The organism is Streptomyces sp. NPDC090119 (assembly GCF_044747085.1).
Classification (GTDB): Bacteria; Actinomycetota; Actinomycetes; order Streptomycetales; family Streptomycetaceae; genus Streptomyces.
This window is the reverse complement of record NZ_JBIVDK010000003.1, coordinates 560,497-586,438: the sequence shown is the minus strand read 5'-3', so window position 1 is coordinate 586,438 and position 25,942 is coordinate 560,497. Positions and strand designations below refer to the sequence as shown.

Genomic DNA, 25,942 nt, shown 5'->3' with positions numbered 1-25,942 from the left:
AAGGAGACTCCGATGCGGTTCCCGCCCCCCACCGACCCGCTGCGTCTCGTGGTCGCCGACGACAACCCCGTGGTCCGCGCCGGCCTCACCGCACTCCTCACCGGTCGTGCGGACACCACGGTGGTGGCCGAGGCGGCGGACGGACGCGAGGCGTACGAGGCCGCGCTGCTGCACCGGCCCGACGTCGTCCTCCTCGACGTCCGCATGCCCGGCGTCGACGGAATCTCGGCATTGCCCCACCTGGTCCGGCTGGCGCCCGTCATGATGCTGACCTACAGCCACGAGGCGGAGACCGTGCGGGAGGCGCTGCGGCTGGGGGCGGGGGGATATCTGGTGCACGGGGAATTCGGCACGGAGCAGTTGGTGCGGGCGGTGCGGGATGTGCGCGAGGGGCGTCCGCATGTGACGCCGGGGGCGGCACGGGCCCTCCTTCCTCCGAGTGCGACTGCACACACGGAACCCGAACTTCCCTCTGCGATGCGGGGCTTGTCTGCAAAACCCCTTTCGCAACTGCAATCCCCCGTGGGACACTCATTCCGGTCGAGTTTTCAACTGAGCACCAGAGAGGCGGAGATCATGGACCTCGTCGCATCCGGCATGACGAACCATCAGATCGCCGCCACCTGCTTCATCAGCGAGAAGACCGTCAAGAACCACATCAACCACATCTTCGCCAAACTCCACACCACGAACAGGTCCCAGGCCACCGCGAAGTGGTTAGGGGTGGCATGACATGCGAGCACCCCACTGGGCCCGAATTTGGGCCCACGGACCCTGGGCCCCCCTCCTTCCCCCGCCATACGGTGCCCGGATCGGAGGCGAATCCGGAGGGGAACACCATGAGCGCTTGGTTCAACACCGCCGTCGCGAGCCTGCGGGCCCGCGCCGCCCGCAGCGACGCTGGGCAGACCGCGGTGGAATACCTCGGCATCATCGCGGTGGTGGTGGCGATCGTGCTGGCGATCACGGGTACGAGTATCGGCCAGTCGATCTTCGATGCGATCACCCAAAAGATCTCCGAGGTGACCGGCGGCTGACCGGATCAGGATTCCGTCAGGACACAGGGCAGGCCTTCCCCATCTACATCACCGTGGTGGCGGGCCTGCTCTTTCTCGCGTTGGCCTATCTCGCGGTCGGCCAGGCATCGGTGAACCGCGGGGGCGCCCAGACCGCGGCCGACGCCGCGGCCCTGGCGGCGGCCCAGGACAGGCGCGATCTGCTGGCGGGGAAATGGGTCGATGACATTCTCGACCCCACCAAGTGGGAAGCCGTGTTCGACGGCGATGTCACGCTGCCTGACTCCTGCTGGCGAGCCGACGAACTGGCGGCCCAGAACGATGCCGGCGCACGGTGCAGCCAGCAGGGGCCGCTCGCCTTCACGGTCGAGGCCGAGACCGATAGGTCGGTCGGACGGTCCGTCGTCCCGGGCACGGAGAAGTTCAAGTCGACCGCGTCCGCGAAGGCCGTGATCGACCCCCTCTGCGTGTTCGAGAAGCCTGGAGAAGGGGCGCACGGTGACGTGCTGCCGCGGCTTTCCTGCAAGGGCGGCCGTGACTGGGATCTGGACCCGCACGATCTCACTCACCTGCCCGAACCGCAGGATCTCTTCGATGTCCACCTGGCCGCCGACTGACAGGCGATCGACGCGTAAAGGAATTCAGCCATGAGTATGCGTTTCACCGGGCGGCGGACCGCCAAGGGGGCGGCAGCCCTTTCGGTCGCCGCCGTCCTTGCCCTTGGTGCGGCGGGCTGTGGCGGTGGTGGCGGGGACGACAAGAAGCCGCACGCCTCCGCCTCCGCGACAACCTCGGGTGGCTCGAATCCGAGTGCGCAGGAAGGTCAGTCGGACGATCCGCTGGCGGAGTTGCGGGGATCGGACGGACTGACACTCCGCATCACTTCCGCCAAGCGGGACTCGGGTGGTTTCGTCACGGTGAACGGCACCCTGAGGAACGACGGCGCCAAGAACGTCGTCATTCCGTCGGCCCTGAGCGGCGACGAAACAGAGATCATCAGGAACGGCAGGTCGCTCGGAGGCGCGACCCTGGTCGACTCCAAGGGGAAGAAGCGTTATTACGTCCTGCGCGACACGGATGGGCGCCCGCTGACGACCACGGGCTTCTCGGGCCTCAAGTCCGGTGCCGAACTCGCGGTGTTCATGCAGTTTCCGGCGCCTCCGGCGAACACGTCCGAAGTCGACTTCCAACTTCCCACCTTCCCCACCGCCACCTTCAAGATCTCCGGCTGAGGCCAAAGTGACCACCACCCGTCTCGCCCGCCTCCTCGCGATCGCCGCGACCGCCGCCCTCCTCACCCCTCTCACCGCCGCCAACGCCCACGCCGACGACGGCCCCAGCGAACCCCCCGGCACCGAGCCCAGCGCGGCCGCGCCCGTCGAGGTGGACGCCACCGATCCGGATCTGAAGCTGCCGGAGGGGGCGACGCTCGCGGGGGCGAAGGTGCTGGACATCAAGTCCGTCGTCGAGGACCAGAGCGGGGACGAGCGCCGCGAGGACACCAACGCCGACGTCACCTTCGCCCTCCAGGCGGAAGTCCTCTTCGGCAAGGACAGCGCCAAGCTCGGCCCGGAGGCCCGCGCCCGCATCACCGGCATCGCCGCCGAGATCGAGAAGCAGAAGGCCACGCGCGTACGCGTCTTCGGCTTCACCGACGACCTCGGCTCCGCCGCCCACGGCGACGTCCTCTCCAAGCAGCGCGCCAACGCCGTACAGGCCGTACTGGACCAGGACCTCAACGCCCCCGACGTCACCTTCGAGGTACGCGGCTACGGCGAGCAGTACCCCATCGCCGACAACTCCACCGAAGCGGGCCGCAAGAAGAACCGCCGTGTGGAGGTCTCCTTCCCCCGCACCGCCCAGTGACCGCCTACCCGACCGACACCCGCACCCCCGCCACCAGCCCCCACCCCGCCATCGCCCCGGCCCCCGCCTCCAGTACGTGCCGGGACCTGAGCCGGGGCAGCCCCAGCCGCCCCGGCGCCATCGTCCGCACCGCCAGCACCCGCAGCGAACGGTCCAGGTACGCCACGTCGATGGCCATCCGCATCCCGAACGTGTGCACACTCGCGGCCGGTGACAGCAGCAGCGCCCCCTCGACCGCGTCCCGCCCGAGCAGCCCCCGGGTCCGCGCCCGGTAGGACACCGCCCGCTCCAGCGGCACACACACCTCCCCACCGCCCCGATGGATCGTCAGGGTTCCCCGCCCGTCCCGCCAGCGCGCCATCCGGCCCCACCTCCGCCGGGACCGTACCCACCGTCCCCACGCCCCACGCGGTTGTCAGTGCCCCCTGCCACACTCCGATCCATGACAGCCGAACCCGAAGACGTACGCCTGCGCGGCGTTACCGAGGACCCCATACGCCCCCTGTAGGCCGACCCCTTCGCGGGCAACACCGCCGCGAAAACCCCGTGACGCCGGGCCCCCGGCTCGAGAACCATGCCCCCATGGACAGGACTTTCGAGGAGCTGGTGGCGGAGGGCGCCGCCGTGCCCACCGACGGCTGGGACTTCTCCTGGTTCGCGGGCCGGGCCACGGAGGAGCGGCCGGAGTGGGGCTACGCCCGTTCGGCGGGGGAGCGGCTGGCGCGGGCGGAAGCCGCGCTCGACCTCCAGACCGGCGGCGGCGAGGTGTTCGACTTCGCGCTGCGGCGGGCCGCCCCGGCCCGTCCCGCCCTGCTCGCGGCCACCGAGGGCTGGCCCCCGAACGCGGCCAGGGCGACCGCGCTGCTCGGCCCGCGCGGGGTGGTGGTCGTCGCCGCACCGGACGGCACGCCGCTGCCCTTCGCCGACGGAGCCTTCGACCTGGTGCTGAGCAGACACCCCGTGACCCCCGACTGGCCGGAGATCGCGCGGGTGCTGCGGCCGGGCGGTACGTACTTCGCGCAGCACGTCGGACCGGCGAGCGTGTTCGAGCTGGTCGAGTACTTCCTCGGACCGCAGCCGGAGGCGGTGCGCCGGGGCCGCCACCCCGACCTGGAGCGTGCGGCGGCGGAGGCGGCCGGGCTGGAGGTCGAGGAGGTGCGGACGGCGCGGCCGCGGCTGGAGTTCCACGACATCGCCGCCGTCGTGCACTTCCTGCGCAAGGTGATCTGGATGGTGCCGGACTTCACCGTCGAGGCGTACGAGGACCGGCTGCGCGCGCTGCACGAGCGGATCACGGCCGACGGCCCGTTCGTGGCGCACAGCGCGCGCCATCTCCTCGTCGCCCGGAGACCGGTCGGACCGGTCGGACGGGTCGAACGGGTCGGACCGGTCGTCGCTTAGCGGAATGGTCAAGTCACCGTTCGTCGGCGGGGTCGTCCTTCGGGGGGACCCGGGCAGCGCACGGGGGAGACCACCGAAGTGGCGTAAAAACCTGATGATCGTTCGCTGAGAGGACGGATCGCCTGGGAATCCGATGCGAATCGGCCATCACGCGCCCCTGAATCAAGCATTCCGGGCCCACCGGGGCGTCGCCGGGCGACTCCGCAGAGTAGTTGTGGCGCGCCGGGTCGCGCTTCTGCCCTCACAAAGGGTTATGGTGGAAACCCCCCCTCGGGCCGGTCCGTCTCCCCCCCCACGGACCGGCCCGTTTTTCTTGGGCGCGAGCGTCGCGGGTAGGCTCGCCCCCCGCGGGGACCGCAACCGCGGCCGTTCTGGAGGGGCTCTCACGTGAACCTGCGCGACAAGCTGCGCTCCCTGCTCGTCAGGGTGTACGCGCGCCGGGTGGAAGGTCACCTGGACCACGCGGCGGTGCCGGAGCACATCGGCGTCATCATGGACGGCAACCGCCGCTGGGCGAAGGCCGCGGGGTCCAGCACGGTCCACGGCCACCGGGCCGGTGCCGAGAAGATCGAGGAATTCCTCGGCTGGTGCGACGAGACCGACGTCAAGGTCGTCACCCTCTGGCTGCTGTCCACGGACAACTTCGACCGGCCGCAGGACGAGCTGGGCCCGCTGCTGGACATCATCGACGGGGTCGTCCGCACCCTCGCCGAGGACGGCCGCTGGCGCGTGCACCACGTCGGCACCCGCGATCTGCTGCCCGCCGGGATGCAGCAGACCCTCAAGGAGGCCGAGGAGGGCACCGCCCACGTCGACGGCATAGTGGTCAACGTCGCCATCGGGTACGGCGGCCGCCAGGAGATCGCCGACGCCGTGCGCTCCATGCTGGCCGACGCCCAGGACAAGGGCGTCACCATGGCCGAGCTGACCGAGTCGGTGGACGTCGACATGATCGGCCGCCACCTCTACACCGGCGCCCAGCCCGACCCCGACCTGGTGATCCGTACCAGCGGTGAGCAGCGGCTCTCCGGGTTCATGCTCTGGCAGACCGCGCACTCGGAGTACTACTTCTGCGAGGTCTTCTGGCCGGCCTTCCGCAAGGTCGACTTCCTGCGCGCCCTGCGCGACTACGCTGCGCGTCACCGCCGCTTCGGCGGCTGACCGGCGCCCCGCGCGCGCATCAGGACACACCAGGCACCCCGTCGGCACCCGTCCGGCGGGGTGCTCCCGTGTACCCGGCCTCGCCCGGAAGTAACAAGGAGTTCACCGGCCTGCCGGTGGCCGCTTCTGCATGGTCGCGCGAGATCGAGGGCATAACGCTCTCAGGCCGACACCCGAACCACGGGCGTCGGACTCAGCGGGCGGCACGGGGTCGCCCGCCCGGGAGGCCCTTTGCACCAGCCCGACCGTGCGTCGCACGCACGGAAGCAGCCGCGGAGGGCCGGTCTCCGGCCCGCCGCACGCGGGGGCCTGAGACCGGTCCAGTTCCACTTCGTCGCTCCCCGACCTCATCCGAGGGGGTACGTCCTTCCGTGGTGACCAGCACAAAGCGCCACAAGCCCGACCGGCGCACCTATGTTCTCGACACCAGCGTCCTGCTGGCCGACCCCAACGCCGTGACCCGGTTCGAGGAGCACGAGGTAGTGCTCCCGATCGTCGTGGTCACCGAGCTGGAGGCCAAGCGGCACCATCCCGAGCTCGGTTATTTCGCCCGCCAGGCCCTGCGCCTGCTGGACGACTACCGGGTGAAGTACGGCCGTCTCGACGCCCCCATCCCGATCGGGGAACTCGGCGGGACCGTGCGTGTCGAGCTCAACCACTCGGACCCCAGCGTGCTGCCCAGCGGCTACCGCCTGGGGGACAACGACTCCCGCATCCTCGCGGTGGCCCGGAACCTCCAGGCAGAGGGATTCGACGTCACCGTCGTGTCGAAGGACCTGCCGCTCAGGATCAAGGCGTCCTCGGTCGGTCTGCTGGCCGAGGAGTACCGCGCCGAACTCGCCATCACGGACTCCTCCGGCTGGACCGGCATGTCCGAACTGACGCTCCCCGGTGAACAGGTGGACATCCTCTTCGAGGAAGGCCATGTGTTCGTCCCCGAGGCGTCCGAGCTGCCCGTGCACACCGGACTGACCATCCAGTCCGAGCGCGGCAAGGCACTCGGCCGCGTCACCCCGGAGGGCAACGTCCGGCTGGTGCGCGGCGACCGGGAGGCGTTCGGCATCAAGGGCCGCAGTGCCGAGCAGCGCATCGCGCTCGACCTGCTGCTCGATCCGGACGTCGGCATCCTCTCCATGGGCGGCCGCGCCGGCACCGGCAAGTCGGCGCTGGCGCTGTGCGCGGGCCTGGAGGCGGTGCTGGAACGCCGTCAGCACCAGAAGGTGATGGTCTTCCGGCCGCTGTACGCGGTCGGCGGGCAGGAACTGGGATATCTGCCGGGCAGCGAGTCGGAGAAGATGGGCCCCTGGGCCCAGGCCGTCTTCGACACGCTCGGGGCGGTCGCCAGCAGGGAGGTCATCGAGGAGATCACGGCGCGCGGGATGCTTGAGGTCCTCCCGCTCACCCACATCCGCGGCCGCTCGCTGCACGACGCCTTCGTGATCGTGGACGAGGCGCAGTCGCTGGAGCGCAACGTGCTGCTGACGGTGCTCTCCCGGATCGGCGCCAACTCGCGGGTGGTGCTCACCCATGACGTGGCGCAGCGGGACAACCTGCGTGTCGGCCGCTACGACGGCGTGGTGGCCGTCGTGGAGAAGCTGAAGGGGCATCCGCTCTTCGCGCACGTCACGCTGAACCGGTCCGAAAGGTCCCAGATCGCGGCGCTGGTGACCGAAATGCTGGAGGACGGCCACATCTGACCTGTCATCGGACAGCAGCGGACGCCGCCCGGAGAAGCCGAAGAGCTTAGCCGGGCGGCGTCTGCGTGCGCTGGTATTTCCGGAATTCCCTTGGGCCAAACGAGGTGTGAGCTTTCACACGCAACCCGGAATTGCCACTCGCCGCCGGGTTACGGCAGAGTCTCAGTCCTGTCAGGCCCCGCATACGACACACCTGTACCCCGAGGCACGTTCCAGCCCCCCGGCAGGCGCGATCCACGGAGCAAGTCGCCAACTCCATAGCGTCGTCGTATGCCGCCCGCGCATCACGCGGCGCTCCCCGTGCGGGAGTTGCCCACCGGGCCCGTGTCTCCTGTGACCCTTCAGTTGGGAGACCAGTGTCGGGGGCAAGATTGCGTCCGCCACGGTCACCGAAGCGGGCGATGCTGGAAGGAAACCGTGTGAGCCGGATTTCGGTCCGGGGATTCGCAGTGGCCTCCGCCACCGCGGTCACCGCCGTAGGAAGCGTCGTCGGAGTTGCCTCGGGCAGCGTCGCGCAGAACAACGACGCCGAGCCGACGGCCGCCGACACCACGCTCCTCGCTGAGCTCCCCGCGGATCAGCAGGCGCAGGTCCAGACCGCGTCCCTGACGCAGCAGGCCGACGCGCAGGCCATCGCGGCCGACGCGAGCGCCAAGAAGGACGCCGAGGCAGCGGCCCGCAAGGCCGCCGCCGACACGGCCATCGCCAAGAAGGAGGACGCCGAGAAGGCGGCCAAGCTGGCGAAGGAGCGGGCCGAGACCAAGGCCGCCGCCGCCAGCCGTGACGATGTCCGCGACGCCTCCAGCTTCGCCCCCCAGGGCAGCTACTCCGTCTCCCAGATCCAGGCCATGGCCCGTCAGATGGTGGGCGGCGGCCAGTTCCAGTGCTTCAGCAACATCGTCGACCACGAGTCGAGCTGGAACTACCGTGCCGTGAACGCCTCCTCCGGTGCCTACGGTCTCTTCCAGGCCCTGCCCGGCTCCAAGATGTCCTCGGTGGGCGCCGACTGGCAGACCAACCCGGCGACCCAGATCAAGTGGGGCCTCAACTACATGGACAGCCGCTACGGCAGCCCGTGCGAGGCATGGACCTTCTGGCAGGCCAACCACTGGTACTAGGCCAACCACTGGTACTGGGCCGCTTCCTGGTACCCGGCCGCGCGCAGCCCCTCCCCCTCCCGGGGTGAGGGGCTTTCGCACGGTACGGTCGTCCCCTGATGGCTCCCCCTTTGTGACAAGGCGCGACGGAGTGGGCCCGGGACGCGGGGGAAGGGTAGGCAACATGACGCGAATGCCAGGATGGCTCGGACGGCTCGGTGCCGGACTGACCGAGATGAGCGAGCGCCTGGACGAGCGCCGCGCCGAGGTCCAGAAGGAGCACGCGGGTCCCGAGGGACCCCCCGACGCGGTGGCCGTACCCGCGCCCCGCCCGGCGCCGACCGCCCCGCGCCCCGATCCCGCGCACGCCGTGCCGTGGGGAGTCCGGGTCGCCGCCGAGGCGGGCTGGCGGCTGCTGGTCCTGGCGGGCACGGTCTGGGTGCTGATGCGGGTCATCAGCGCCGTCCAGCTCGTGGTGTTCGCGTTCGTGATCGCCCTGCTGGTCACCGCGCTGCTCCAGCCGACCGTGGCCCGGCTGATGCGGTACGGCATGCCGCGCGGTCCGTCGACGGCGCTCACCGCCATATCGGGCTTCGTGATCATCGGGCTGCTGGGCTGGTTCGTGACCTGGCAGGTCATGGAGAACATCGACACCCTCTCCAGCCAGATCCAGAACGGCATCGACGATCTGCGCAACTGGCTGCTGAAGAGCCCGTTCCATGTCACCGACAAGCAGATCAACCAGATCGCGAAGAACCTCCGCGAGGCCGTCGGCGCCAACACCGACCAGATAACTTCCGCCGGTCTTGAGGGAGTTCAGGTCGTCGTCGAGGCGCTGACCGGCATCCTGCTGGTCTTCTTCTCCACACTCTTCCTGCTGTACGACGGCAAGCGGATCTGGGAGTGGTTCCTGAAGCTGATGCCCGCCGCCGCCCGTCCGGGCGTGGCCGGTGCCGGTCCGCGCGCCTGGGCCACCCTGACCGCGTACGTGCGCGGCACGGTGCTGGTCGCGCTGATCGACGCCATATTCATCGGACTCGGGATCTACTTCCTCGATGTGCCGCTGGCGGTGCCGCTGGCGGTCTTCATCTTCCTGTTCTCGTTCATCCCGCTGGTCGGCGCGGTCGCCTCCGGCGCGCTGGCGGTCGTCGTCGCGCTGGTGACGCAGGGCGTGTTCGCCGCGCTCATGACCCTGGTGGTGGTGCTCGCGGTCCAGCAGATCGAGGGCCATGTGCTCCAGCCGTTCATCCTGGGCCGGGCGGTGCGGGTCCATCCGCTCGCGGTGGTCCTGACGGTCGCGGCGGGCGGCATGGTGGCGGGCATCGGCGGCGCGGTGGTCGCCGTTCCGCTGGTGGCCGTGACGAACACGGTCGTGGGGTACTTGAAGCGGTATTCGGCGGAGCAGGACTGGCCGACTCCGGGTACGGACGACGCAGCCGGTCCGGCGCCTGAGGACGAGGCCGTTCCGGCCGGAGGGGTTTCCGGGGGCACCGCCCCCGAGGACGTCCGCGACAACACCGAAGGCCCCGCTCACCAGGTGTGAGCGGGGCCTTCGGGCGGGGGTACTGCCAAGCGGTACTACTCGGCGAGGACGGCCTCGGCGTCGAGGGTGACACCGATCGCCTGGACCACGGAGGCGATCTTGAACGCCTCCTGGATCACGTCGCGCTCGACACCGGCCTTGCGGAGCACCTGCTCGTGCGAGTCGAGGCACAGACCGCAGCCGTTGATCGCGGAGACCGCGAAGGACCACAGCTCGAAGTCGACCTTGTCGACGCCGGGGTTGCCGATGACGTTCATCCGCAGGCCCGCGCGCAGGGTGCCGTACTCGTGGTCCGACAGCAGGTGCCGGGTGCGGTAGAAGACGTTGTTCATCGCCATGATGGCGGCGGCGGACTTGGCCGCGTCGTACGCCTCCGGCGAGAGGTTGGCCTTCGCGTCCGGCTCCAGCTCACGCAGCACGATGGGGGAGCGCGAGGCGATCGCGGTCGCCAGCACGGTGCCCCAGAGCTGCTGCGCCGGGAGGTCGGAGTTGCCGATGACCGAGCCCAGGTTGAGCTTGAGGTCCTTGGCGTAGTCCGGGACGCGGGACTTCAGCGAGTCGAGGGACATGGGTCACTCACCCGCCAGCAGCGCGACCGGGTCGAGGGTGTCCTCGCCCTTGCTCCAGTTGCACGGGCACAGCTCGTCCGTCTGGAGGGCGTCGAGGACCCGCAGGACCTCCTTGGGGTTACGGCCGACGGAGCCCGCGGTCACCATGGTGAACTGGATCTCGTTGTTCTGGTCGACGATGAAGACGGCGCGCTTGGCGAAGCCGTCCTCGCCCTCGATGCCCAGGTCGCGCATCAGCTCGTGCTTGGAGTCCGCCATCATCGGGAACGGCAGGTCGGTCAGGTCCGGGTGGTCCTTGCGCCAGGCGTGGTGGACGAACTCGGAGTCGCCGGAGAAGCCGAGGACCTGCGCGTCACGGTCGGCGAACTCGTCGTTCAGCTTGCCGAAGGCGGCGATCTCGGTCGGGCACACGAAGGTGAAGTCCTTGGGCCACGCGAAAACGATCTTCCACTTGCCCTCGTAGGTCTTGTGGTCGATCGTCCCGAACTCCTTGCCCTTCTCCAGCGAGACGCAGGCGGTCAGTTCGAACTCGGGGAACTTGTCACCGACAGTGAGCACGTACTCTCCTTGCAGCGCGGGGACGCCCCAGCTTGCGGGATGTCTCCCATGGGTTGGACTGCGCCGATGGTGGCACAGGGTGGATTGATTAGTGAAATAGCTACACTCGGTCTGGTTGATCGGAGGTGGCTATCAGTGACCATCAGTAGTGGCAAGCGGAAGCAGCCGACCCTGGCGCAGTTGCGTGCCTTCGCCGCGGTCGCCGAGCACCTGCACTTCCGGGACGCGGCCGCCGCCATCGGGATGAGCCAGCCCGCGCTGTCCGGGGCGGTCGCCGCGCTGGAGGAGACCCTCGGCGTGGCCCTGGTGGAGCGGACGACCCGCAAGGTGCTGCTCTCCTCGGCCGGGGAGCGGCTCGCGGTGCGGGCGAAGGCGGTGCTGGCCGAGATGGGCGCGCTGCTGGAGGAGGCGGAGGCGGTCCGGGCGCCGTTCACCGGGGTGCTGCGGCTCGGCGCCATCCCGACCGTCGCCCCGTATCTGCTGCCGACCGTGCTGCGCCTGGTGCACGAGCGCTATCCGCAGCTCGACCTCCAGGTACATGAGGAGCAGACCGCCAGCCTGCTGGAGGGCCTGCACTCCGGGCGGCTCGACCTGCTGCTGCTCGCGGTGCCGCTCGGTGTGCCCGGGGTGAGTGAACTCCCGCTGTTCGACGAGGACTTCGTGCTCGTCACCCCGCACGGGCATGACCTCGGCTGCCGTAGCGGCATCCCGCGTGAGGCGCTGCGCGAGCTGAACCTGCTGCTGCTGGACGAGGGGCACTGCCTGCGCGATCAGGCGCTGGAGATCTGCCGGGAGGCCGGCCGGGAGATCCGGGGCGGGGGCGCGGCCCCGGTCACCACGACCGCGGCCGGGCTCTCCACCCTGGTCCAGCTGGTCGCGGGCGGCCTCGGCTGCACCCTGCTGCCGCGCACCGCGATACGGCTGGAGGCGACCCGCGGCAGCAAGGTCCTCACCAGCTCCTTCGCCGGTCCGGCCCCGAGCCGTCGGATCGCCCTCGCCATGCGCACGGCCGCGGCCCGCTCCGCCGAGTACGAGGAGCTGGCCGCGGCCCTGCGCGAGGCGATGAGCCCGCTGCCCGTACGGATCGTGGGCGCGGCGGACTGATCCGCTACTCGGTGCGCAGCCCGTCGGGGCGGGTCATCCGGAGCAGTGGCGGCAGGGTGAGCAGGGTGACCGCGAGGACGACGCCCGCGCCGACGCCGGTCAGTGCCAGCACGTCGGACCAGACCACGGTCACCTTCGCCGCCGACATCCGCAGCAGCACCGCGCCCAGCGTCACGCCCACCACGGCGGCCAGCAGCAGGCCCAGCGTGATCGGGAGGGCCGACTGCCACAGCACGGACAGGCCGAGCGTGCGGCGCCGGGTGCCGAACGCGACCAGCGCCGACAGCAGTCTGCGCCGCTCACGCAACTGCTCCAGCTGGGAGACCAGCAGGCTCGCCCCGATCAGCATCAGCACACAGGACGCGCCGATCAGCGTGCCGGTGCGCAGGGAGGCGTACCGGGAGGATGTCTCGGTCGGGCGCACGGCCATGATGTCCGAGACCGGGTCGACCCGCGCGGCGGTGTTGCGCACGTACTCCTGCGCGTTCGGCACCGCCGGGTCCGTCCGTACGAAGACCTGGCCGAGCAGGGCCGGTTCGGCGGCCTTCGGGAACGCGGCCGGGGTGACCAGCAGACCGGTGGCGCTGGGCATCAGCGGGTCCTTGCGGGACGTGACCCGGCGCAGGTGCTCGGGGACGGTGATCGGCACCGCGAGGCCGCGGATGTCGGCGTACGAGGGGTCGATGTAGGCGGTGTGGCCCGGACGCAGCAAGGCGTCGCGGTACGGGTCGTACGTCGGATCGGACTCCGGGTCGATGAGGGCGAAGGTGTCGCCGTCACGGCAGGACGGCAGGTGCGCCAGCTCCCGCAGCGCGGCGCAGTCGCCCATCACGAAGCCGAATGAGACGTCCGCGTCCCGCGGCTTCGCGCCGAGCGAGGCCGTGGCCAGCCCGACCGACGTCCGCACGCCCTCGGTCCGGGCGACCGCGGCGGCGGCCGGACCGACCTGGGCGTGGTCGGAGAGGTCGATCTCCAGCTGAGCGCGGGCCGGGTCCTTCCCCGAGTCCCTCACGTACGCGCTCTGCACGCCCGCGAACAGCATCTGGAGCGCGATGGCACCGGCCACCGCGACCGCGACGCCGTTGACCGTACGGGCGGCCGTACCGCTGCTCAACTGGAGCCTGCGCACGGCCAGTTGCCAGGACAGCGCACCCGGGTCGAGCCGGGCGACGGCGCGTTCCACCAGCCAGGGCAGCAGGGAGGTGACGCCGACCAGGAGCAGCAGGACACCGGCGACGACGAGGTACTGGTTGAAGTCGCCGTTCGAGCGGCCCTGGCCGACCATCGGGTAGAGCAGCGCCAGACCGGCCACCGGCAGCAGCAGCCGCCACCACAGCCGACGCCGGGCGGGCACGGCGGTACGCACCACGCCGAGCGGTTCGACGACCACCCCGCGCATGGCCAGCAGCGTGACCAGCACCGCGCACGCCGGGACCGCGAGCGCCACCAGCAGGACGAGCAGGGGAGAGGGGTCGAGATAGGCGGGGTAGAAGCTCTCGCCCATGACCGTCACCGACCCGGCGAGCTGCCGTCCGGCCAGGAAGAGACCGGCGCCGACGGCGAGTCCGATCAGCGAGCCGGTCAGCGCCTCGCCCGCCGCGATCCGCCGGGTGGTCCGGCTGTCGGCGCCCACCAGCCGCAGCGCGGCCAGCCTGCGGTCGCGCCGCTCACCGCCGAAGCGCACGGCGGCGGCGATGAACACCGCGACCGGCATCAGCAGCACCACGAACGACACCAGCGTGATCATCAGCAGTACCGGGTCGGTGTGTTCGGGCTCCGGGTGCGGGTCGCCGAAGGAGCGCAGCCGCTCCACGCGGGCGCCGGGCGTACCGGGTTTCAGGCCCTCGGTGCCCGCGTAGTAGACGAGTTCGCGCGGGCCGAGCAGCCCCTTCGCGCCGATGGTCCCGGTGATCCGGTACGGCAGCCGCTCGCGCAGCAGCTTCGCGTCGCCGGAGGCGAGCAGCCTGCCCAGCTCGGGGGAGACCAGCATCTCGCCCTCGGCGGGGAAGCGGCCGACACCGGGCGGCGTCGGGGCCTTCGGGCCCTCGGGTTCGAGCAGGCGACCGCGGACGGGCTTGGCCCGCCACCAGGTGTCGGTGGCCGCCAGCAGTAAGGTGTCGTCGCCCCGGGGCAGCGGGTGCGGGGTGAACATGTAGTCGGTCCGGGCGTTCTCCACCGCGTGGCGGGCGGAGACGACACCGGGCAGCGCGGTGGTGAGCAGCAGCAACGCCACGCCCATACCGACGCCGACCGCGGTCAGCGCCGTACGGACCCACCCCTCGCGCCCCCCGGTCACGGCGAACCGGGCCCCCATCCCCAGGTCTCGGGCGTACTGCCGAAGGCTCATGCGCTGTGCTCCATGTCCCGTGAGCGGCCGTCGCGCACGACGATCTCGCGGTCGGACCAGGCCGCCACCCGGGCCTCGTGGGTGACGAGGACGACGGCCGCGTTGGTGGAGCGGGCGGCGTCGGTGAGCAGTTCCATCACGCGCTCGCCGTTGAGCGAGTCCAGCGCGCCGGTCGGCTCGTCGGCGAACAGCAGGCGGGGTCCGGTGACCAGCGCCCGCGCCACCGCGACCCGCTGGCCCTGACCGCCGGAGACCTCGCCGGGCCGCTTGCGCCCGAGGTCGTGCACCTCCAGCCGTTCCATCCAGGTGAGCGCGGTCCGTTCGGCCTCCTTGCGCGGGGTGCCGTTCAGCCGCAGCGGCAGCGCCACGTTCTCCACGCAGGTCAACTCCGGGACGAGCTGGCCGAACTGGAAGACGAAGCCGAACTCGCCCCGCCGGAGGGCGCTGCGCTCGGTGTCGCTCATCGTGGTCAACTCGCGTCCGGCGTACGTGATCGAGCCGGAGTCGGGCCGGACGATCCCGGCGAGGCAGTGCAGCAGGGTGGACTTGCCGGAGCCGGAGGGGCCCATCACGGCGACCACCTCGCCGGGGTGGACGGAGAAGGCGGCGCCGTCGAGGGCGACCGTCGGTCCGTAGGACTTGCGCAGATCATGGGCGACGAGCAGGGAGCCCGCGGGCGGGGTCATGCGACCACCTCCGTGCGAAGTTTGTCGAGGCGTGCCGCGGTCAGTTCCAGCCATCTGAGGTCGGCCTCCAGATGGAACAGGGCGTGGTCGCAGATCAGCTGGTCCGCGAGGTCGCCCTTGCGCTTGCGGTCGGTGAGCACGCGCATGCTGCGCAGGTGCTCCGAGCGCTGGGTGTCGAGGACGTCGGCGGCGTCGCGGTGGGTGAGGAGAGCCAGTACGACCTTGGTGTACAGGGTCGAGCGGAGGTAGTCCTCCGGCTTCTCCGGGCTGGCGAGCCACTGCGCGACGTCCGTGATGCCGGCGTCGGTGATGGCATAGCGTTTCCGGTCGGGCCCGTCGCCCGCCTCGATGCCTTCGACCTCCACGAGGCCGTTCTTCAGCAGCCGGGACATGGTCGCGTAGACCTGCCCGTAGGCGAGCGGCCGGTCGTGGCCGAAGGTGTCGTCGAAGGCCCGCTTGAGGTCGTAGCCGTGCCGGGGGCCGGACTCCAGGAGCCCTAGAAGGGTGTGACCAATGGACATGGCGAGCACTCTACACACGGTGTATACCCCGTGTGTATAGCGGGATCTGGAAGAGAGAGATCCGCTTTTCGGGCATTCCCCCGGACAACCTCCGCCCCTTCCCGCCCGTCCGTTCCTTGGGGGTGGGTGCTCATTCTCACGTCCGTAAAAGAGTGGATCGGACGCTCTTTGTCACATAGGGGGGTGTTAGCTTTCGGAGCTGACCCCGAGACGGAAGCGGAGCCAAGGGACCCATGGGACGAGCGGACGAGAGACGAGCGCGACAGCGCGGCGGCCACCGCGCGGCACCCGGACGCCGTTCACCAGCCCCGGCCGCCAACGGCTCCGACGGCTCCGGCGGCAAGCCCGCCAAGGGCCGAATACGGCGCCTCTTCACCTGGAAGAAGATCGTCGGCGCGGTCTTCGCGCTCTGTCTGCTGTGCATGGGCGCCCTCGCCGCGCTGTACATGTCGGTCGACGTGCCCGCGGGCAACGCGGCCGCCCAGCGGCAGAGCAACGTCTACAAGTACAGCGACGGCACGGTCCTCGCCCGCGACGGCGAGGTCAACCGCGAGATAGTCGACCTCTCCAAGGTGCCCCGCAAGGTCCAGCTGACCTTCGTCGCCGCCGAGAACAAGTCCTTCTACACCGACCCCGGCGTCGACCTGAAGGGCACCGCCCGCGGCATCCTCAACACCCTGGCGGGGCGCGGCAAGCAGGGTGGCTCGACCATCACCCAGCAGTACGTCAAGAACTACTACCTGAGCCAGGACCAGACCATCTCCCGCAAGCTCAAGGAGATGGTCATCTCGCTGAAGGTGGAGCGCGAGAAGTCCAAGGACGAGATCCTCGCCGGGTACATCAACACCAGCTACTACGGCCGCGGCGCCTACGGCATCCAGGCCGCGGCCCAGGCGTACTACCGCGTCGACGCCCAGGACCTCACCGTCGAACAGGGCGCCTACCTCGCCGCCCTCCTCCAGGCCCCCAGCCAGTACGACTGGTCCACCGCCACCCCGACCGGCAAGCGGCTGGTCACCGACCGGTGGAACTACGTCCTGAACAACATGGGCAAGGAGCACTGGCTCGACCCGGGCAAGCGCGCCGCCCTGAAGTTCCCGGTGCCCAAGGAGCCCAAGGGCGCCCCCGGCATGGAGGGGCAGAAGGGCTACCTGGTCCAGCTCGCCAACTCCCAGCTGCAGCACCAGCTGATGAAGCAGGAGGGCATCTCCCGCTCGGAGGCCGAGGCCAAGGTCGAGGGCCAGGGCTGGACCATCACCCTCAACGTGGACCGCAAGAAGCAGACCGCGCTGGAGAAGTCGGTGAAGTCCCAGCTCACCAGCAAGCTCGACCCGAAGAGGCGGCCCGTCGACGCCGACGTCCAGGCCGGGGCGGTCTCCGTCGACCCGAAGACCGGCGGCATCGTCGCCCTGTACGGCGGCAAGGACTACTACAGTCACTATGTCGACAACGCGGGCCGCGACGACTACCAGCCCGCCTCCACCTTCAAGCCGGTCATCCTCGCGGCCGCGCTGGAGCATGGCGCCACCACCCAGAGCGGCAACCTCATCGGCGCGAACACCGTCTACGACGGCACCAGCCGCCGCGAGGTGCGGGACCACGGTTCCCGCGTCGGCTTCGCCCCGCCCAACGAGGACGACGCCAGCTACGGCCCGATCAGCGTCCAGACGGCCATGAACAAGTCCGTCAACTCCGTGTTCGCGCAGATGGGCGTGGACGTCGGCATGGACAAGGTGATGGACACCGCGAAGCGGCTCGGCATGGACACCGAGGGCATGCAGGCGGTTCCGGCGCAGACCCTCGGCTCCATGGGCGCGAGCCCGCTGGAGATGGCGGGCATGTACGCCACCCTCGACAACCACGGCCGTAAGGTCACCCCGAGCATCATCAAGTCGGCCGAGCAGCAGGGCCGTACGGTGTCGCTGCCGAACCCGGTCGGCGAGCGGGTGCTCGACCGCACCACCGCCGACACCGTGACCTCCGTGCTCACCGGCGTCGTCGACGACGGCACCGCGCAGACGTCCGTGGCGAACAACCCGCGGCGGGACGGGCAGCAGGTCGCGGGCAAGACCGGCACCTCCGACTGCGACCGCTCGGCCTGGTTCACCGGCTACACCCCCGACCTCGTCACCTCCGTCGGCCTGTTCGGCGAGGCGCACAAGGACGGCGGTACCGGCTGCGAGGACCAGAAGGTCAAGAAGTTCGCCCATGTCTCGCTCAAGGGCACCATGGGCGACGGCCGCGTCAACGGCGGCGGGCCCCCCGCCCGGATCTGGGCGGCCTACACCTTCGGCGTGACCCGCCAGGCCGAGTTCGACCTCGACACCACCCAGGGTGCCGCCGTCGCCCCGCCCCCGCCGCCGACCCCCAGCGAGACCCCGTCCCAGACGCCGTCGGAGACCCCGAGCAGCGAACCGCCCACCTCTCAGGCCCCGTCCGAGACGCCCAGCGAGACGCCGAGCGACACTCCGACCACGACGCCCCCCACCCAGAGCCCGAGCGAGACGCCGACCACGCAGCCGCCGTCCGGCGGCTTCACCCCGCGCAACCCGTTCGACCCGGCCCAGCGGGACGACGGCCGACAGCAGTGACGCACACGTGAAAGGGGCGCCCGGCATGATGCCGGGCGCCCCTTTCACGTCGTGCCGGACGGGGGGTCAGCCCCCGTGCAGCTCGAACCAGACGACCTTGCCGACGCTCAGCCGGGTCGCGCCCCAGCGCCGGGCCAGCTTGTTGACCAGGTACAGGCCACGGCCGCCCTCGTCGGTGGCTCTCGCCTGGCACAGCCGGGGCAGCTGCGGCACGTCGTCACCGACCTCGCAGCGCAGCACGTCCGTACGCAGCAGCCGCAGCGTCACCGGGCGCGTGGTGTACCGCACCGCGTTGGTGACCACCTCGCTGACCAGCAGCTCCACCGAGTCCGTGAGGTCCTCCAGACCCCAGTCGGCGAGCGCGGCGCGGGCCAGCCGACGGGCCTTTCCGGGCGCCGCGTCCTCCGCGTCCAGCGACCAGTACCGCACATCGTCGGACGCGATCCCGTCGAACCGGGCGGCGAGCAGCGCGATGTCGTCGTCCCGGTCGCCGGGGCCCAGCATGTCCAGCACCTCGTCGCACAGCGCCTCCAGCGGCGGCGGGTGGCCCGGGCCGGTCAGCTGCGCGGTCGCGGTCAGCCGCTCCCGCAACTGCTCTATGCCGGTCCAGACGTCCCTGAGCCGGGACTCCACCAGGCCGTCGGTGTACAGCAGCAGCGTGGCCCCGGCGGGCGCGTCCAGCTCGACCGCCTCGAAGTCCACCCCGCCCACCCCGATCGGCGCGCCCGGCGGCACCCGCAGCACCTCGGCGGTGCCGCCCAGGTGCAGCAGCACCGGCGGCGGATGCCCGGCGTTGGCGATGGTGATGCGGTGCGCGACCGGGTCGTAGACCGCGTACATGCAGGTCGCCATGCGGTCCGTGCCCAGCCGCTGCGCCTGCTCGTCCAGGTGGTGCAGCACCTCCTGCGGAGGCAGGTCGAGACCGGCCAGGGTCTGCGCGGTGGTGCGGAGCTGGCCCATGATGGCGGCCGAGGTCATGGAGTGACCCATCACGTCGCCGACCACCAGCGCCACCCGGTTGCCCGGCAGCGGGATCGCGTCGTACCAGTCGCCGCCCACCCGCGCCGTCTCCGCCGCGGGCAGATAGCGCGAGGCCAGCCGCACCCCGGTGGGATGCGGGAGGGTCTCGGGGAGCATGGTGCGCTGCAACTCGTCCGCGATGTACGCCTCGCGGCCGTACAGCACCGCCTTGTCGATGCCGAGCGCGCTGTGCGTGGCGAGCTGCGCCGCCACCAGCAGGTCCTCCGCCTCGAACGCCAGCCGGTCCGGACGGCGCAGGAACACCGCCGCGCCGATCACCCGGCGCCGCCCGCGCAACGGCGCGAGAATCGCCCGCTGCCCGGACGGTACGACCGCCTCACCGTCCTCACCGAGCAGCTCGGGCAGCGCGGCACGGGCGGCGGGGGTGTCCGCGAACACCGGGCGCACCCCGCGCAGCACCTCGTTCAGCGCGCCGCCGGGGCGCACCTCGCACAGCTCGGCGGTCAGCGCGGCCGGACCCGAGAGCGCCGCCGGCGCCGACGGCTCCGCGTCCGGCTCCGGGAACGGCGGCAGCAGCAGGCCCTCGGTCTCCCGCTCGTCCGGAATCCGGTCGGTGCGGCGCAGCCGCAGCACCACCGGACCGGTGGGCCGTTCGTCGCCGACCGGCAGCGGATCGCGCAGATAGACCAGGATCTCGTCCGAGAAGGTGGGCACCGTGGCGCGGCACAGGCCCATCACGATCTCGTCCAGGTCGAGACCGCGCGCGATGCGCCGGGTGGCCGCGCCCACGAACCGCAGCCGGTCGCCGTCACGGCGCATGGGCATCGGGCGTCCGGGCGGGCCACCGCGGCCGGTGCGCCGCTCCGGGCCGCCCGGTGCGCGCTCCTGCTCGGCGCCCGGCTGGGCGGGAATGGACTCCGGCGCGGGCCTCGGACGGTGTTCCCCCACGCTGGACTTCGCGCGCGCGGGAGGTTCCCCCATGGGCTCGGCGGCGGCAGGCTGCGAGTGCTCAGGGCCGTTGACTGGGCGCTCCTTCTTCTTGTTCTTCCCCGTGCCCGCGCCGCCCCGTGCCTGGGCCGGGGCACCCAGCAGCGCCCCACGCGCGGCGGGGTCGACGCCCGGCTGGGGGCGTCCGCAGGAGGAAGTGGGCTGCTCCGTCACGCGTGTCGAATCCGTCCGTCCGGGGCTGCGCGCCGGGCGCGCAGGAGATGCCGCCGAAGTCCCGATACCCGGATCACGTGCCCCAGGAACGGAATTCCCGCGTGGTCAGCGGCAGTTTCCCCCACCGGGGCGAACCCCGCGGTGACCGCGCCGCCGTCGCTCTCGTACCCCTCGCTCACGTGCTGCCGCCCCTCGGTGACATATGGTCAGGCTCTGCGCGGACTCCGGTAGTTGTATCTCGATGCCCTTGCGGAGGACGATCCTACGGTTGTGGTCCGGGGGCGCATCAAGGGTCTCATGAGGACACGTGCGCGGGCGTACGGTCCCAGTCGTCCGGCAGCGCGGGCACCGACCAGGACGGATCGGGCCGCCAGTGCTGCCAGCCGTCCGTGAACGGCGCCCCCCACGCCTGGATCATCTCCACCGCCCGCCGTCCCGCCGCCCGGACCCGTTCGGCGGTCTCCGCGTCCATCAGGCCGTCCCGCAGCGCCTGGGCGAACTCGTCCTCGTCCCGCCAGTGCCAGCTGCGGTCCGGGTGGACGGAGATGTCCAGGAAATGGTCCTCGGAGTCGACCCCGCCGGCCCAACGGGCGAGCGGCTGCTCCAGGTTGACGTACCAGTTCTTGAAGCGCCAGCCCGGTTCCCAGAACAGCCACACCGACCAGGGCTCGCCGGGCCGGGCCAGCTTCAGCACCCCGGTGCCGAACCAGCGGTCCCGCCGCACCACGCGCGGCTTGGTGTAGCGGGACTCCAGCGGCTCCAGGTGGACGGGCGTGCCGTCGGCCAGCACCGGTTTGACGCACTCGGTGCCGGGGGCCAGCCACACCGCGAGCAGTTCGGCGTCGTCCCGGACGACGGTGACCGGACGCGCGATGTGGAACGCGTCGCCCGCGTTCTCCCGGTACCGCCACAGGATCGGGGTGCCGGGCGTCCAGTACGCCGTAGGGGCCGCTTCCGCTCGTCTCACCGCTTCGTCGTCCGTCATGGACAGATATTAGGTGCCGGAAGCACCCGATGCCGCGGTGTGCGTCACCCTTCCGGACAGGTGGCGGGAAATCGGCGGAGCTGTTCCCGGGCCGTCACGGGCGTGTCATCCGCAGGACATCCAGCGCCTCGTCCAGCTGCTCCAGGGTGAGGTCGCCGCGCTCCACATAGCCGTCCTCCAGCACCACCTCACGGATCGTTTTACGTTCCGCGAGCGACTTCTTGGCGATCCGCGCGGCCTCCTCGTAGCCCAGGTAGCGGTTGAGCGGGGTCACGACCGAGGGGGAGGACTCGGCGTACTCGCGGGCGCGTTCGCGGTCGGCGGTGATGCCGTCGATGGTGCGGTCGGCCAGCAGGCGGGAGGCGTTGGCCAGCAGCCGCACCGACTCCAGCACGTTCTTCGCCATCACCGGGAGCATCACGTTCAGCTCGAAGTTTCCGGCGGCACCGGCCGTGGCGATGGTGGCGTCATTGCCGATGACCTGTGCCGCGACCATCAGCACCGCCTCCGGGACGACCGGGTTGACCTTGCCCGGCATGATCGAGGAGCCCGGCTGGAGGTCGGGCAGCCGGATCTCGGCCAGGCCGGTGCGCGGGCCGGAGGACATCCAGCGCAGATCGTTGGCGATCTTCGTCAGGCCCACCGTGATGGTCCGCAGCTGGCCGCTGGTCTCCACGATCCCGTCGCGCGCCCCCTGCGCCTCGAAGTGGTCGCGCGCCTCGGTGAAGGGCAGCCCGGTCGCCCGCGCCACCTCCTCGATCACCGCCGCCGAGAAGCCGGGCGGGGTGTTGATCCCGGTGCCCACCGCCGTGCCGCCGAGCGGGAGTTCGGCCAGCCGGGGCAGCGCGGAACGCAGCCGCTCCACGCCGTACGTCACCTGTGCCGCATAGCCGCCGAACTCCTGACCCAGGGTCACGGGGGTCGCGTCCATCAGATGGGTGCGCCCCGCCTTCACCACGTCCGCGAACTCCTCCGCCTTGCGGGTGAGGGCGGCGGCCAGGTGTTCCAGCGCCGGGATCAGGTCGTGGACGACCGCGGCGGTGGCCGCGATGTGGATCGAGGAGGGGAAGACGTCGTTGGACGACTGGGACGCGTTCACCTGGTCGTTGGGATGCACGTCCCGGCCCAGCCGCTCACCGGCGAGGGTGGCGATCACCTCGTTGGCGTTCATGTTGGAGGAGGTGCCGGAGCCGGTCTGGAAGACGTCCACCGGGAAGTGCTCGTCCCAGGTGCCGTCCGCGACCTCGGTGGCGGCCCCCTGGATCGCGTCGGCCACGTCCCGGTCCAGCACGCCCAGGTCGGCGTTCACCTTCGCCGCCGCGCCCTTGATCCGGGCCAGCGCCTCGATGTGCGCGCGCTCCAGACGCTGCCCGGAGAGGGGGAAGTTCTCGACGGCGCGCTGGGTCTGCGCGCGCCACTTGGCGTGGGCGGGGACGCGGACGTCGCCCATGGAGTCGTGCTCGGTGCGGTACTCGTCGGTCATACCCGGTACAGCGAACGGAGGTGCCGTGATGTTCCTGGGCTGGGCCGGACGGGGGCGCTTTTCGGCGGGGATGTTCAGTGCACCGAGAAGCCGCCGTCCACGAAGAGGGACTGGCCGGTGACGTATCCCGAGGCGCGGCTCGCCAGGAAGACGGCGGCACCCGCGAAGTCCTCGGCGAGGCCGTTGCGCCCGACCATCGTCCGCGCGGCCAGCGCCGCCACCTTCTCCGGGTCGGACGACAGCCGCGCGTTGAGCGGCGTCATCACGAAGCCCGGCACCAGGGTGTTGACGGTGACGCCGTACGGGGACCACTCCTCGGCCTGGGAGCGCGCGAGGGACTCCAGCGCGCCCTTGGACACCCCGTACGCCCCCGAGCGGACGAAGGCGCGGTGCGCCTGCTGGGAGGAGATGTGGATGATCCGCCCGAAACCCCGCTCGGCCATGCCCGGCCCGAACCGCTTGCCGAGCAGATGCGGCGCGCTGAGGTTCACGGCGAGCGTCAGGTCCCAGTCCTCGTCGCTCAACTCGCTGAAGGGCGGCCGCACGTTGATCCCGGCGCAGTTGACGAGGATGTCGGGCTCCCCGAACACCCCGGCGGCCTCCTCGGCGGCGGCCCGCACCCCGTCCCGCGTACTCAGATCGGCGCTCACCCACCCGGCACGGCAGCCGAGTCCGGCGAGCTGGGCGCAGGTCGCCTCCAGCGCGTCCTTGCCCCGCGCCACGACCACCACCGAGGCCCCGGCCCGCGCCAGCGCCTCGGCGATCCCCCGCCCGATCCCGGAACTCCCCCCGGTGACGACGGCGACGCGTCCTTCCAGCGAGAACAGCCCGGAGAGATAAGCCTCAGAAGTCATGCGGGCACACTAGGTGTTGCCCGGGAGCGCGGGATGCCGGGCCCGGATACCGAGAAGGGCAGATGCCGATGGCCGCGGCGAGACCGCTCAACCATCCGGAGATGGTCCGGTACGCCGGAGCCGTCGTCGAGGCCCTTGGCGCCCGCGGCTGCCCTCCGGACGAGCGTTGGGACGAGGCGCGTGGCGTCGCTCTCTACTGGACGACGGTGACCGAGTGCCGTCCGCGAGGGCTGCTGGTGTTCTGGCACGTCACGGACGGCTGGCAGACCGTGCCGCTGAATGACGACGGAGTCCCGGTCATGGCCGAGTCCCAGCCGCTCTCCATCGACACCGTGGCCGCCCCGGACGCTGTCGCCGAGGCGCTCCTCCCGCTCGTTCGCGGGGACGCCCCGCCCGCGGCATGAGCACCGCACCAGGCCCCCTGGTGGACGCCGAGGGGCCTGGTGACCGGGGGGCCGGCCTCAGGCCAGGCCGGGGCCGCGCACCGGGATGCTGGTGAACGTCGGCGCGGGTGCCGGGTCCTGGAAGAAGTCGTTGCCCTTGTCGTCGACCACGATGAAGGCCGGGAAGTCCTCGACCTCGATCTTCCAGACCGCCTCCATGCTGAGCTCCTCGTACTCGACGACCTCGACCTTCTTGATGCAGTCCTGGGCGAGGCGGGCGGCCGGGCCGCCGATGGAGCCGAGGTAGAAGCCGCCGTGCGCGTCGCAGGCGTCGGTGACCTGCTTGCTGCGGTTGCCCTTGGCCAGCATCACCTTGGAGCCGCCGGCCGCCTGGAACTGCTCCACGTAGGAGTCCATCCGCCCGGCCGTGGTCGGGCCGAAGGAACCGGAGGCGTACCCCTCGGGGGTCTTGGCCGGGCCCGCGTAGTACACCGGGTGGTCCTTCAGGTACTGCGGCATGTCCTCGCCCGCGTCCAGCCGCTCCTTGATCTTGGCGTGCGCGATGTCGCGGGCCACGACCAGCGGGCCGGTCAGCGAGAGGCGCGTCTTGACCGGGTACTTGGTCAGCTCCGCGAGGATCTCGTCCATCGGCTGGTTGAGGTCGATCTTGACGACGTCCCCGGCCTCGTCCAGGTGCTCGTCCGTCGTCTCCGGCAGGAAGCGCGCCGGGTCCGTCTCGAGCTGCTCCAGGAACACGCCCTCGGCGGTGATCTTGGCGACGGCCTGGCGGTCCGCCGAGCAGGAGACGGCGATGGCGACCGGGCAGGACGCGCCGTGCCGGGGGAGGCGCACCACGCGCACGTCGTGGCAGAAGTACTTGCCGCCGAACTGCGCGCCGATGCCGATCTTCTGGGTCAGCTCGAAGACCTTCTCCTCCAGCTCCTTGTCCCGGAAGCCGTGGCCGAGCGGCGAGCCCTCGGCCGGGATCTCGTCCAGGTAGTGCGCGGAGGCGTACTTCGCGGTCTTCAGCGCGAACTCGGCCGACGTACCGCCGACCACGATCGCCAGGTGGTACGGCGGGCAGGCGGCCGTGCCCAGCGAACGGATCTTCTCCTCCAGGAACTTCATCATGGAGGACTCGTTGAGGACGGCCTTCGTCTCCTGGTATAGGAACGACTTGTTGGCCGAGCCGCCGCCCTTCGCCATGAAGAGGAACTTGTAGGCGCCGCCGTCGGCCGCGTACAGCTCGATCTGCGCGGGGAGGTTGGAGCCGGTGTTCTTCTCCTCCCACATGGTGAGCGGAGCCATCTGCGAGTAGCGCAGGTTGAGGTTCAGGTAGGCGTCGTAGATGCCGCGGCTCAGCGCCGCCTCGTCGCGCCCTTCCGTCAGCACGTTCTGGCCGCGCTTGCCCATGACGATCGCCGTGCCGGTGTCCTGGCACATGGGCAGCACACCGGCCGCCGCGATGTTCGCGTTCTTCAGCAGGTCCAGCGCGACGAACTTGTCGTTGCCGGACGCCTCCGGGTCGTCGATGATCCGGCGGAGCTGGGCGAGGTGGGCGGGGCGCAGGTAGTGCTGGATGTCGTGGATGGCCTCCTCGGCCAGCTTGCGCAGCGCCTCCGGCTCCACCTTGAGGAACGTCCGCCCGTCCGGCCCCTCGACGGTGGACACACCCTCGGAGGTCACCAGCCGGTACGGCGTGGTGTCCTCTCCCTGGGGGAGCAGATCGGTGTACGCGAACTCAGGCATCTCAGCCCATTCCTCACTCGACGGACGGCGCCCGCCGACGCTGGCGAGCCTGTCCAGCGTAGAACCCGCCTCGGACAGTGCGCTGGTGAGGTAAGACTCACTTACGCGGCGCCCCTGCCGCGGCAACGTTGTCCGGTAGTTGTCCACAGCCCCTAGTCGCGATCTATCGCGTTTCGGTACTCTGCTGTC

Annotated in this window: 24 protein-coding genes; 13 read left to right on the top strand and 11 right to left on the bottom strand. The window is 70.8% G+C overall.

The annotated features are described in order from the left end of the window. Positions 1-12: 12 nt before the first annotated feature. From ACIPPM_RS15385 to ACIPPM_RS15365, 5 genes are all read left to right on the top strand, one after another. Positions 13-732 carry a response regulator gene (locus ACIPPM_RS15385; protein ID WP_401447584.1) on the top strand — a complete coding sequence of 240 codons (720 nt, stop codon included), beginning with the start codon at positions 13-15 and terminating at the stop codon, positions 730-732. A 107-nt stretch (positions 733-839) separates the two neighbouring features. After that, entirely contained in the window at positions 840-1,037 is a 198-nt protein-coding gene (locus ACIPPM_RS15380) for a hypothetical protein (protein WP_401447581.1), read from the top strand. Continuing rightward, a complete protein-coding gene (locus ACIPPM_RS15375) occupies positions 1,034-1,633 on the top strand; it encodes a pilus assembly protein TadG-related protein (RefSeq protein WP_401448485.1) in 600 nt (199 codons plus the stop codon). The genes ACIPPM_RS15380 and ACIPPM_RS15375 overlap by 4 nt, the downstream gene beginning before the upstream one ends. Positions 1,634-1,663: 30 nt before the next feature. Next, on the top strand, positions 1,664-2,248 hold the full coding sequence (locus ACIPPM_RS15370) for a hypothetical protein (protein ID WP_401447578.1): 585 nt from the start codon (positions 1,664-1,666) through the stop codon (positions 2,246-2,248). A 7-nt stretch (positions 2,249-2,255) separates the two neighbouring features. Then, the gene (locus ACIPPM_RS15365) at positions 2,256-2,882 is read left to right on the top strand and encodes an OmpA family protein (RefSeq protein WP_401447576.1); all 627 of its coding nucleotides are present in this window, start codon (positions 2,256-2,258) and stop codon (positions 2,880-2,882) included. 4 nt (positions 2,883-2,886) lie between these two features. On the opposite strand, the gene ACIPPM_RS15360 is transcribed toward ACIPPM_RS15365, so the two are convergent. Beyond that, complete coding sequence (locus ACIPPM_RS15360) at positions 2,887-3,243, bottom strand: DUF192 domain-containing protein (RefSeq protein ID WP_401447574.1); 357 nt, start codon at positions 3,241-3,243, stop codon at positions 2,887-2,889. 221 nt (positions 3,244-3,464) lie between these two features. On the opposite strand from ACIPPM_RS15360, the gene ACIPPM_RS15355 reads away from it, so the two are divergent. From ACIPPM_RS15355 to ACIPPM_RS15335, 5 genes are all read left to right on the top strand, one after another. Next, positions 3,465-4,283: a methyltransferase domain-containing protein gene (locus ACIPPM_RS15355; RefSeq protein WP_401447571.1), complete on the top strand. Its 819-nt coding sequence runs from the start codon at positions 3,465-3,467 to the stop codon at positions 4,281-4,283. Positions 4,284-4,670: 387 nt separating this feature from the next. After that, positions 4,671-5,444, top strand: a complete 774-nt coding sequence (locus ACIPPM_RS15350; protein WP_401447569.1) for an isoprenyl transferase — start codon at positions 4,671-4,673, stop codon at positions 5,442-5,444. A gap of 371 nt (positions 5,445-5,815) precedes the next feature. Further along, positions 5,816-7,141: a PhoH family protein gene (locus tag ACIPPM_RS15345; protein ID WP_393595489.1), complete on the top strand. Its 1,326-nt coding sequence runs from the start codon at positions 5,816-5,818 to the stop codon at positions 7,139-7,141. A 401-nt stretch (positions 7,142-7,542) separates the two neighbouring features. Further along, positions 7,543-8,259: a transglycosylase SLT domain-containing protein gene (locus tag ACIPPM_RS15340; protein ID WP_393595487.1), complete on the top strand. Its 717-nt coding sequence runs from the start codon at positions 7,543-7,545 to the stop codon at positions 8,257-8,259. Positions 8,260-8,431: 172 nt separating this feature from the next. Beyond that, on the top strand, positions 8,432-9,781 hold the full coding sequence (locus ACIPPM_RS15335; RefSeq protein WP_401447567.1) for an AI-2E family transporter: 1,350 nt from the start codon (positions 8,432-8,434) through the stop codon (positions 9,779-9,781). 35 nt (positions 9,782-9,816) lie between these two features. Here ACIPPM_RS15335 and ACIPPM_RS15330 read toward each other — a convergent pair whose 3' ends face one another. Together ACIPPM_RS15330 and ACIPPM_RS15325 are read right to left on the bottom strand one after the other, a co-directional pair. Then, positions 9,817-10,350: an alkyl hydroperoxide reductase gene (locus ACIPPM_RS15330; protein ID WP_401447564.1), complete on the bottom strand. Its 534-nt coding sequence runs from the start codon at positions 10,348-10,350 to the stop codon at positions 9,817-9,819. A gap of 3 nt (positions 10,351-10,353) precedes the next feature. Beyond that, on the bottom strand, positions 10,354-10,908 hold the full coding sequence (locus tag ACIPPM_RS15325) for a peroxiredoxin (protein ID WP_388996134.1): 555 nt from the start codon (positions 10,906-10,908) through the stop codon (positions 10,354-10,356). Between the two features lie 135 nt (positions 10,909-11,043). Here ACIPPM_RS15325 and ACIPPM_RS15320 point away from each other — a divergent pair, with 135 nt between their 5' ends. Next, positions 11,044-12,012 (top strand): hydrogen peroxide-inducible genes activator, encoded by a 969-nt coding sequence (locus tag ACIPPM_RS15320; protein WP_401447560.1) that lies wholly within the window; start codon positions 11,044-11,046, stop codon positions 12,010-12,012. 4 nt (positions 12,013-12,016) lie between these two features. Here ACIPPM_RS15320 and ACIPPM_RS15315 read toward each other — a convergent pair whose 3' ends face one another. From ACIPPM_RS15315 to ACIPPM_RS15305, 3 genes are read right to left on the bottom strand one after another with little or no spacing between them, the layout of a single operon-like run. Beyond that, on the bottom strand, positions 12,017-14,359 hold the full coding sequence (locus tag ACIPPM_RS15315; protein WP_401447558.1) for an ABC transporter permease: 2,343 nt from the start codon (positions 14,357-14,359) through the stop codon (positions 12,017-12,019). After that, on the bottom strand, positions 14,356-15,045 hold the full coding sequence (locus ACIPPM_RS15310; protein ID WP_401447556.1) for an ABC transporter ATP-binding protein: 690 nt from the start codon (positions 15,043-15,045) through the stop codon (positions 14,356-14,358). Before ACIPPM_RS15310 ends, ACIPPM_RS15315 begins: the two co-directional genes overlap by 4 nt. Continuing rightward, positions 15,042-15,566 (bottom strand): PadR family transcriptional regulator, encoded by a 525-nt coding sequence (locus ACIPPM_RS15305; RefSeq protein ID WP_401447553.1) that lies wholly within the window; start codon positions 15,564-15,566, stop codon positions 15,042-15,044. The genes ACIPPM_RS15310 and ACIPPM_RS15305 overlap by 4 nt, the downstream gene beginning before the upstream one ends. A 233-nt stretch (positions 15,567-15,799) precedes the next feature. On the opposite strand from ACIPPM_RS15305, the gene ACIPPM_RS15300 reads away from it, so the two are divergent. Beyond that, on the top strand, positions 15,800-18,157 hold the full coding sequence (locus tag ACIPPM_RS15300; protein WP_401447551.1) for a transglycosylase domain-containing protein: 2,358 nt from the start codon (positions 15,800-15,802) through the stop codon (positions 18,155-18,157). Positions 18,158-18,223: 66 nt separating this feature from the next. On the opposite strand, the gene ACIPPM_RS15295 is transcribed toward ACIPPM_RS15300, so the two are convergent. The 4 genes from ACIPPM_RS15295 to ACIPPM_RS15280 all read right to left on the bottom strand — a co-directional run bounded on the left by ACIPPM_RS15295 (position 18,224) and on the right by ACIPPM_RS15280 (position 23,621). Next, positions 18,224-20,299 (bottom strand): SpoIIE family protein phosphatase, encoded by a 2,076-nt coding sequence (locus ACIPPM_RS15295; protein WP_401447548.1) that lies wholly within the window; start codon positions 20,297-20,299, stop codon positions 18,224-18,226. 295 nt (positions 20,300-20,594) lie between these two features. Continuing rightward, a complete protein-coding gene (locus ACIPPM_RS15290) occupies positions 20,595-21,284 on the bottom strand; it encodes a DUF402 domain-containing protein (RefSeq protein ID WP_401447545.1) in 690 nt (229 codons plus the stop codon). A 94-nt stretch (positions 21,285-21,378) separates the two neighbouring features. Then, positions 21,379-22,767, bottom strand: coding sequence for a class II fumarate hydratase (locus ACIPPM_RS15285; protein ID WP_401447543.1), 1,389 nt, complete (start codon positions 22,765-22,767; stop codon positions 21,379-21,381). Positions 22,768-22,841: 74 nt separating this feature from the next. After that, on the bottom strand, positions 22,842-23,621 hold the full coding sequence (locus ACIPPM_RS15280) for an SDR family NAD(P)-dependent oxidoreductase (protein WP_401447541.1): 780 nt from the start codon (positions 23,619-23,621) through the stop codon (positions 22,842-22,844). A 68-nt stretch (positions 23,622-23,689) separates the two neighbouring features. On the opposite strand from ACIPPM_RS15280, the gene ACIPPM_RS15275 reads away from it, so the two are divergent. Beyond that, positions 23,690-24,025 (top strand): hypothetical protein, encoded by a 336-nt coding sequence (locus ACIPPM_RS15275; RefSeq protein ID WP_401447539.1) that lies wholly within the window; start codon positions 23,690-23,692, stop codon positions 24,023-24,025. Between the two features lie 57 nt (positions 24,026-24,082). On the opposite strand, the gene ACIPPM_RS15270 is transcribed toward ACIPPM_RS15275, so the two are convergent. Then, the gene (locus ACIPPM_RS15270) at positions 24,083-25,753 is read right to left on the bottom strand and encodes a fumarate hydratase (protein ID WP_401447537.1); all 1,671 of its coding nucleotides are present in this window, start codon (positions 25,751-25,753) and stop codon (positions 24,083-24,085) included. Between the last annotated feature and the right edge of the window lie 189 nt (positions 25,754-25,942).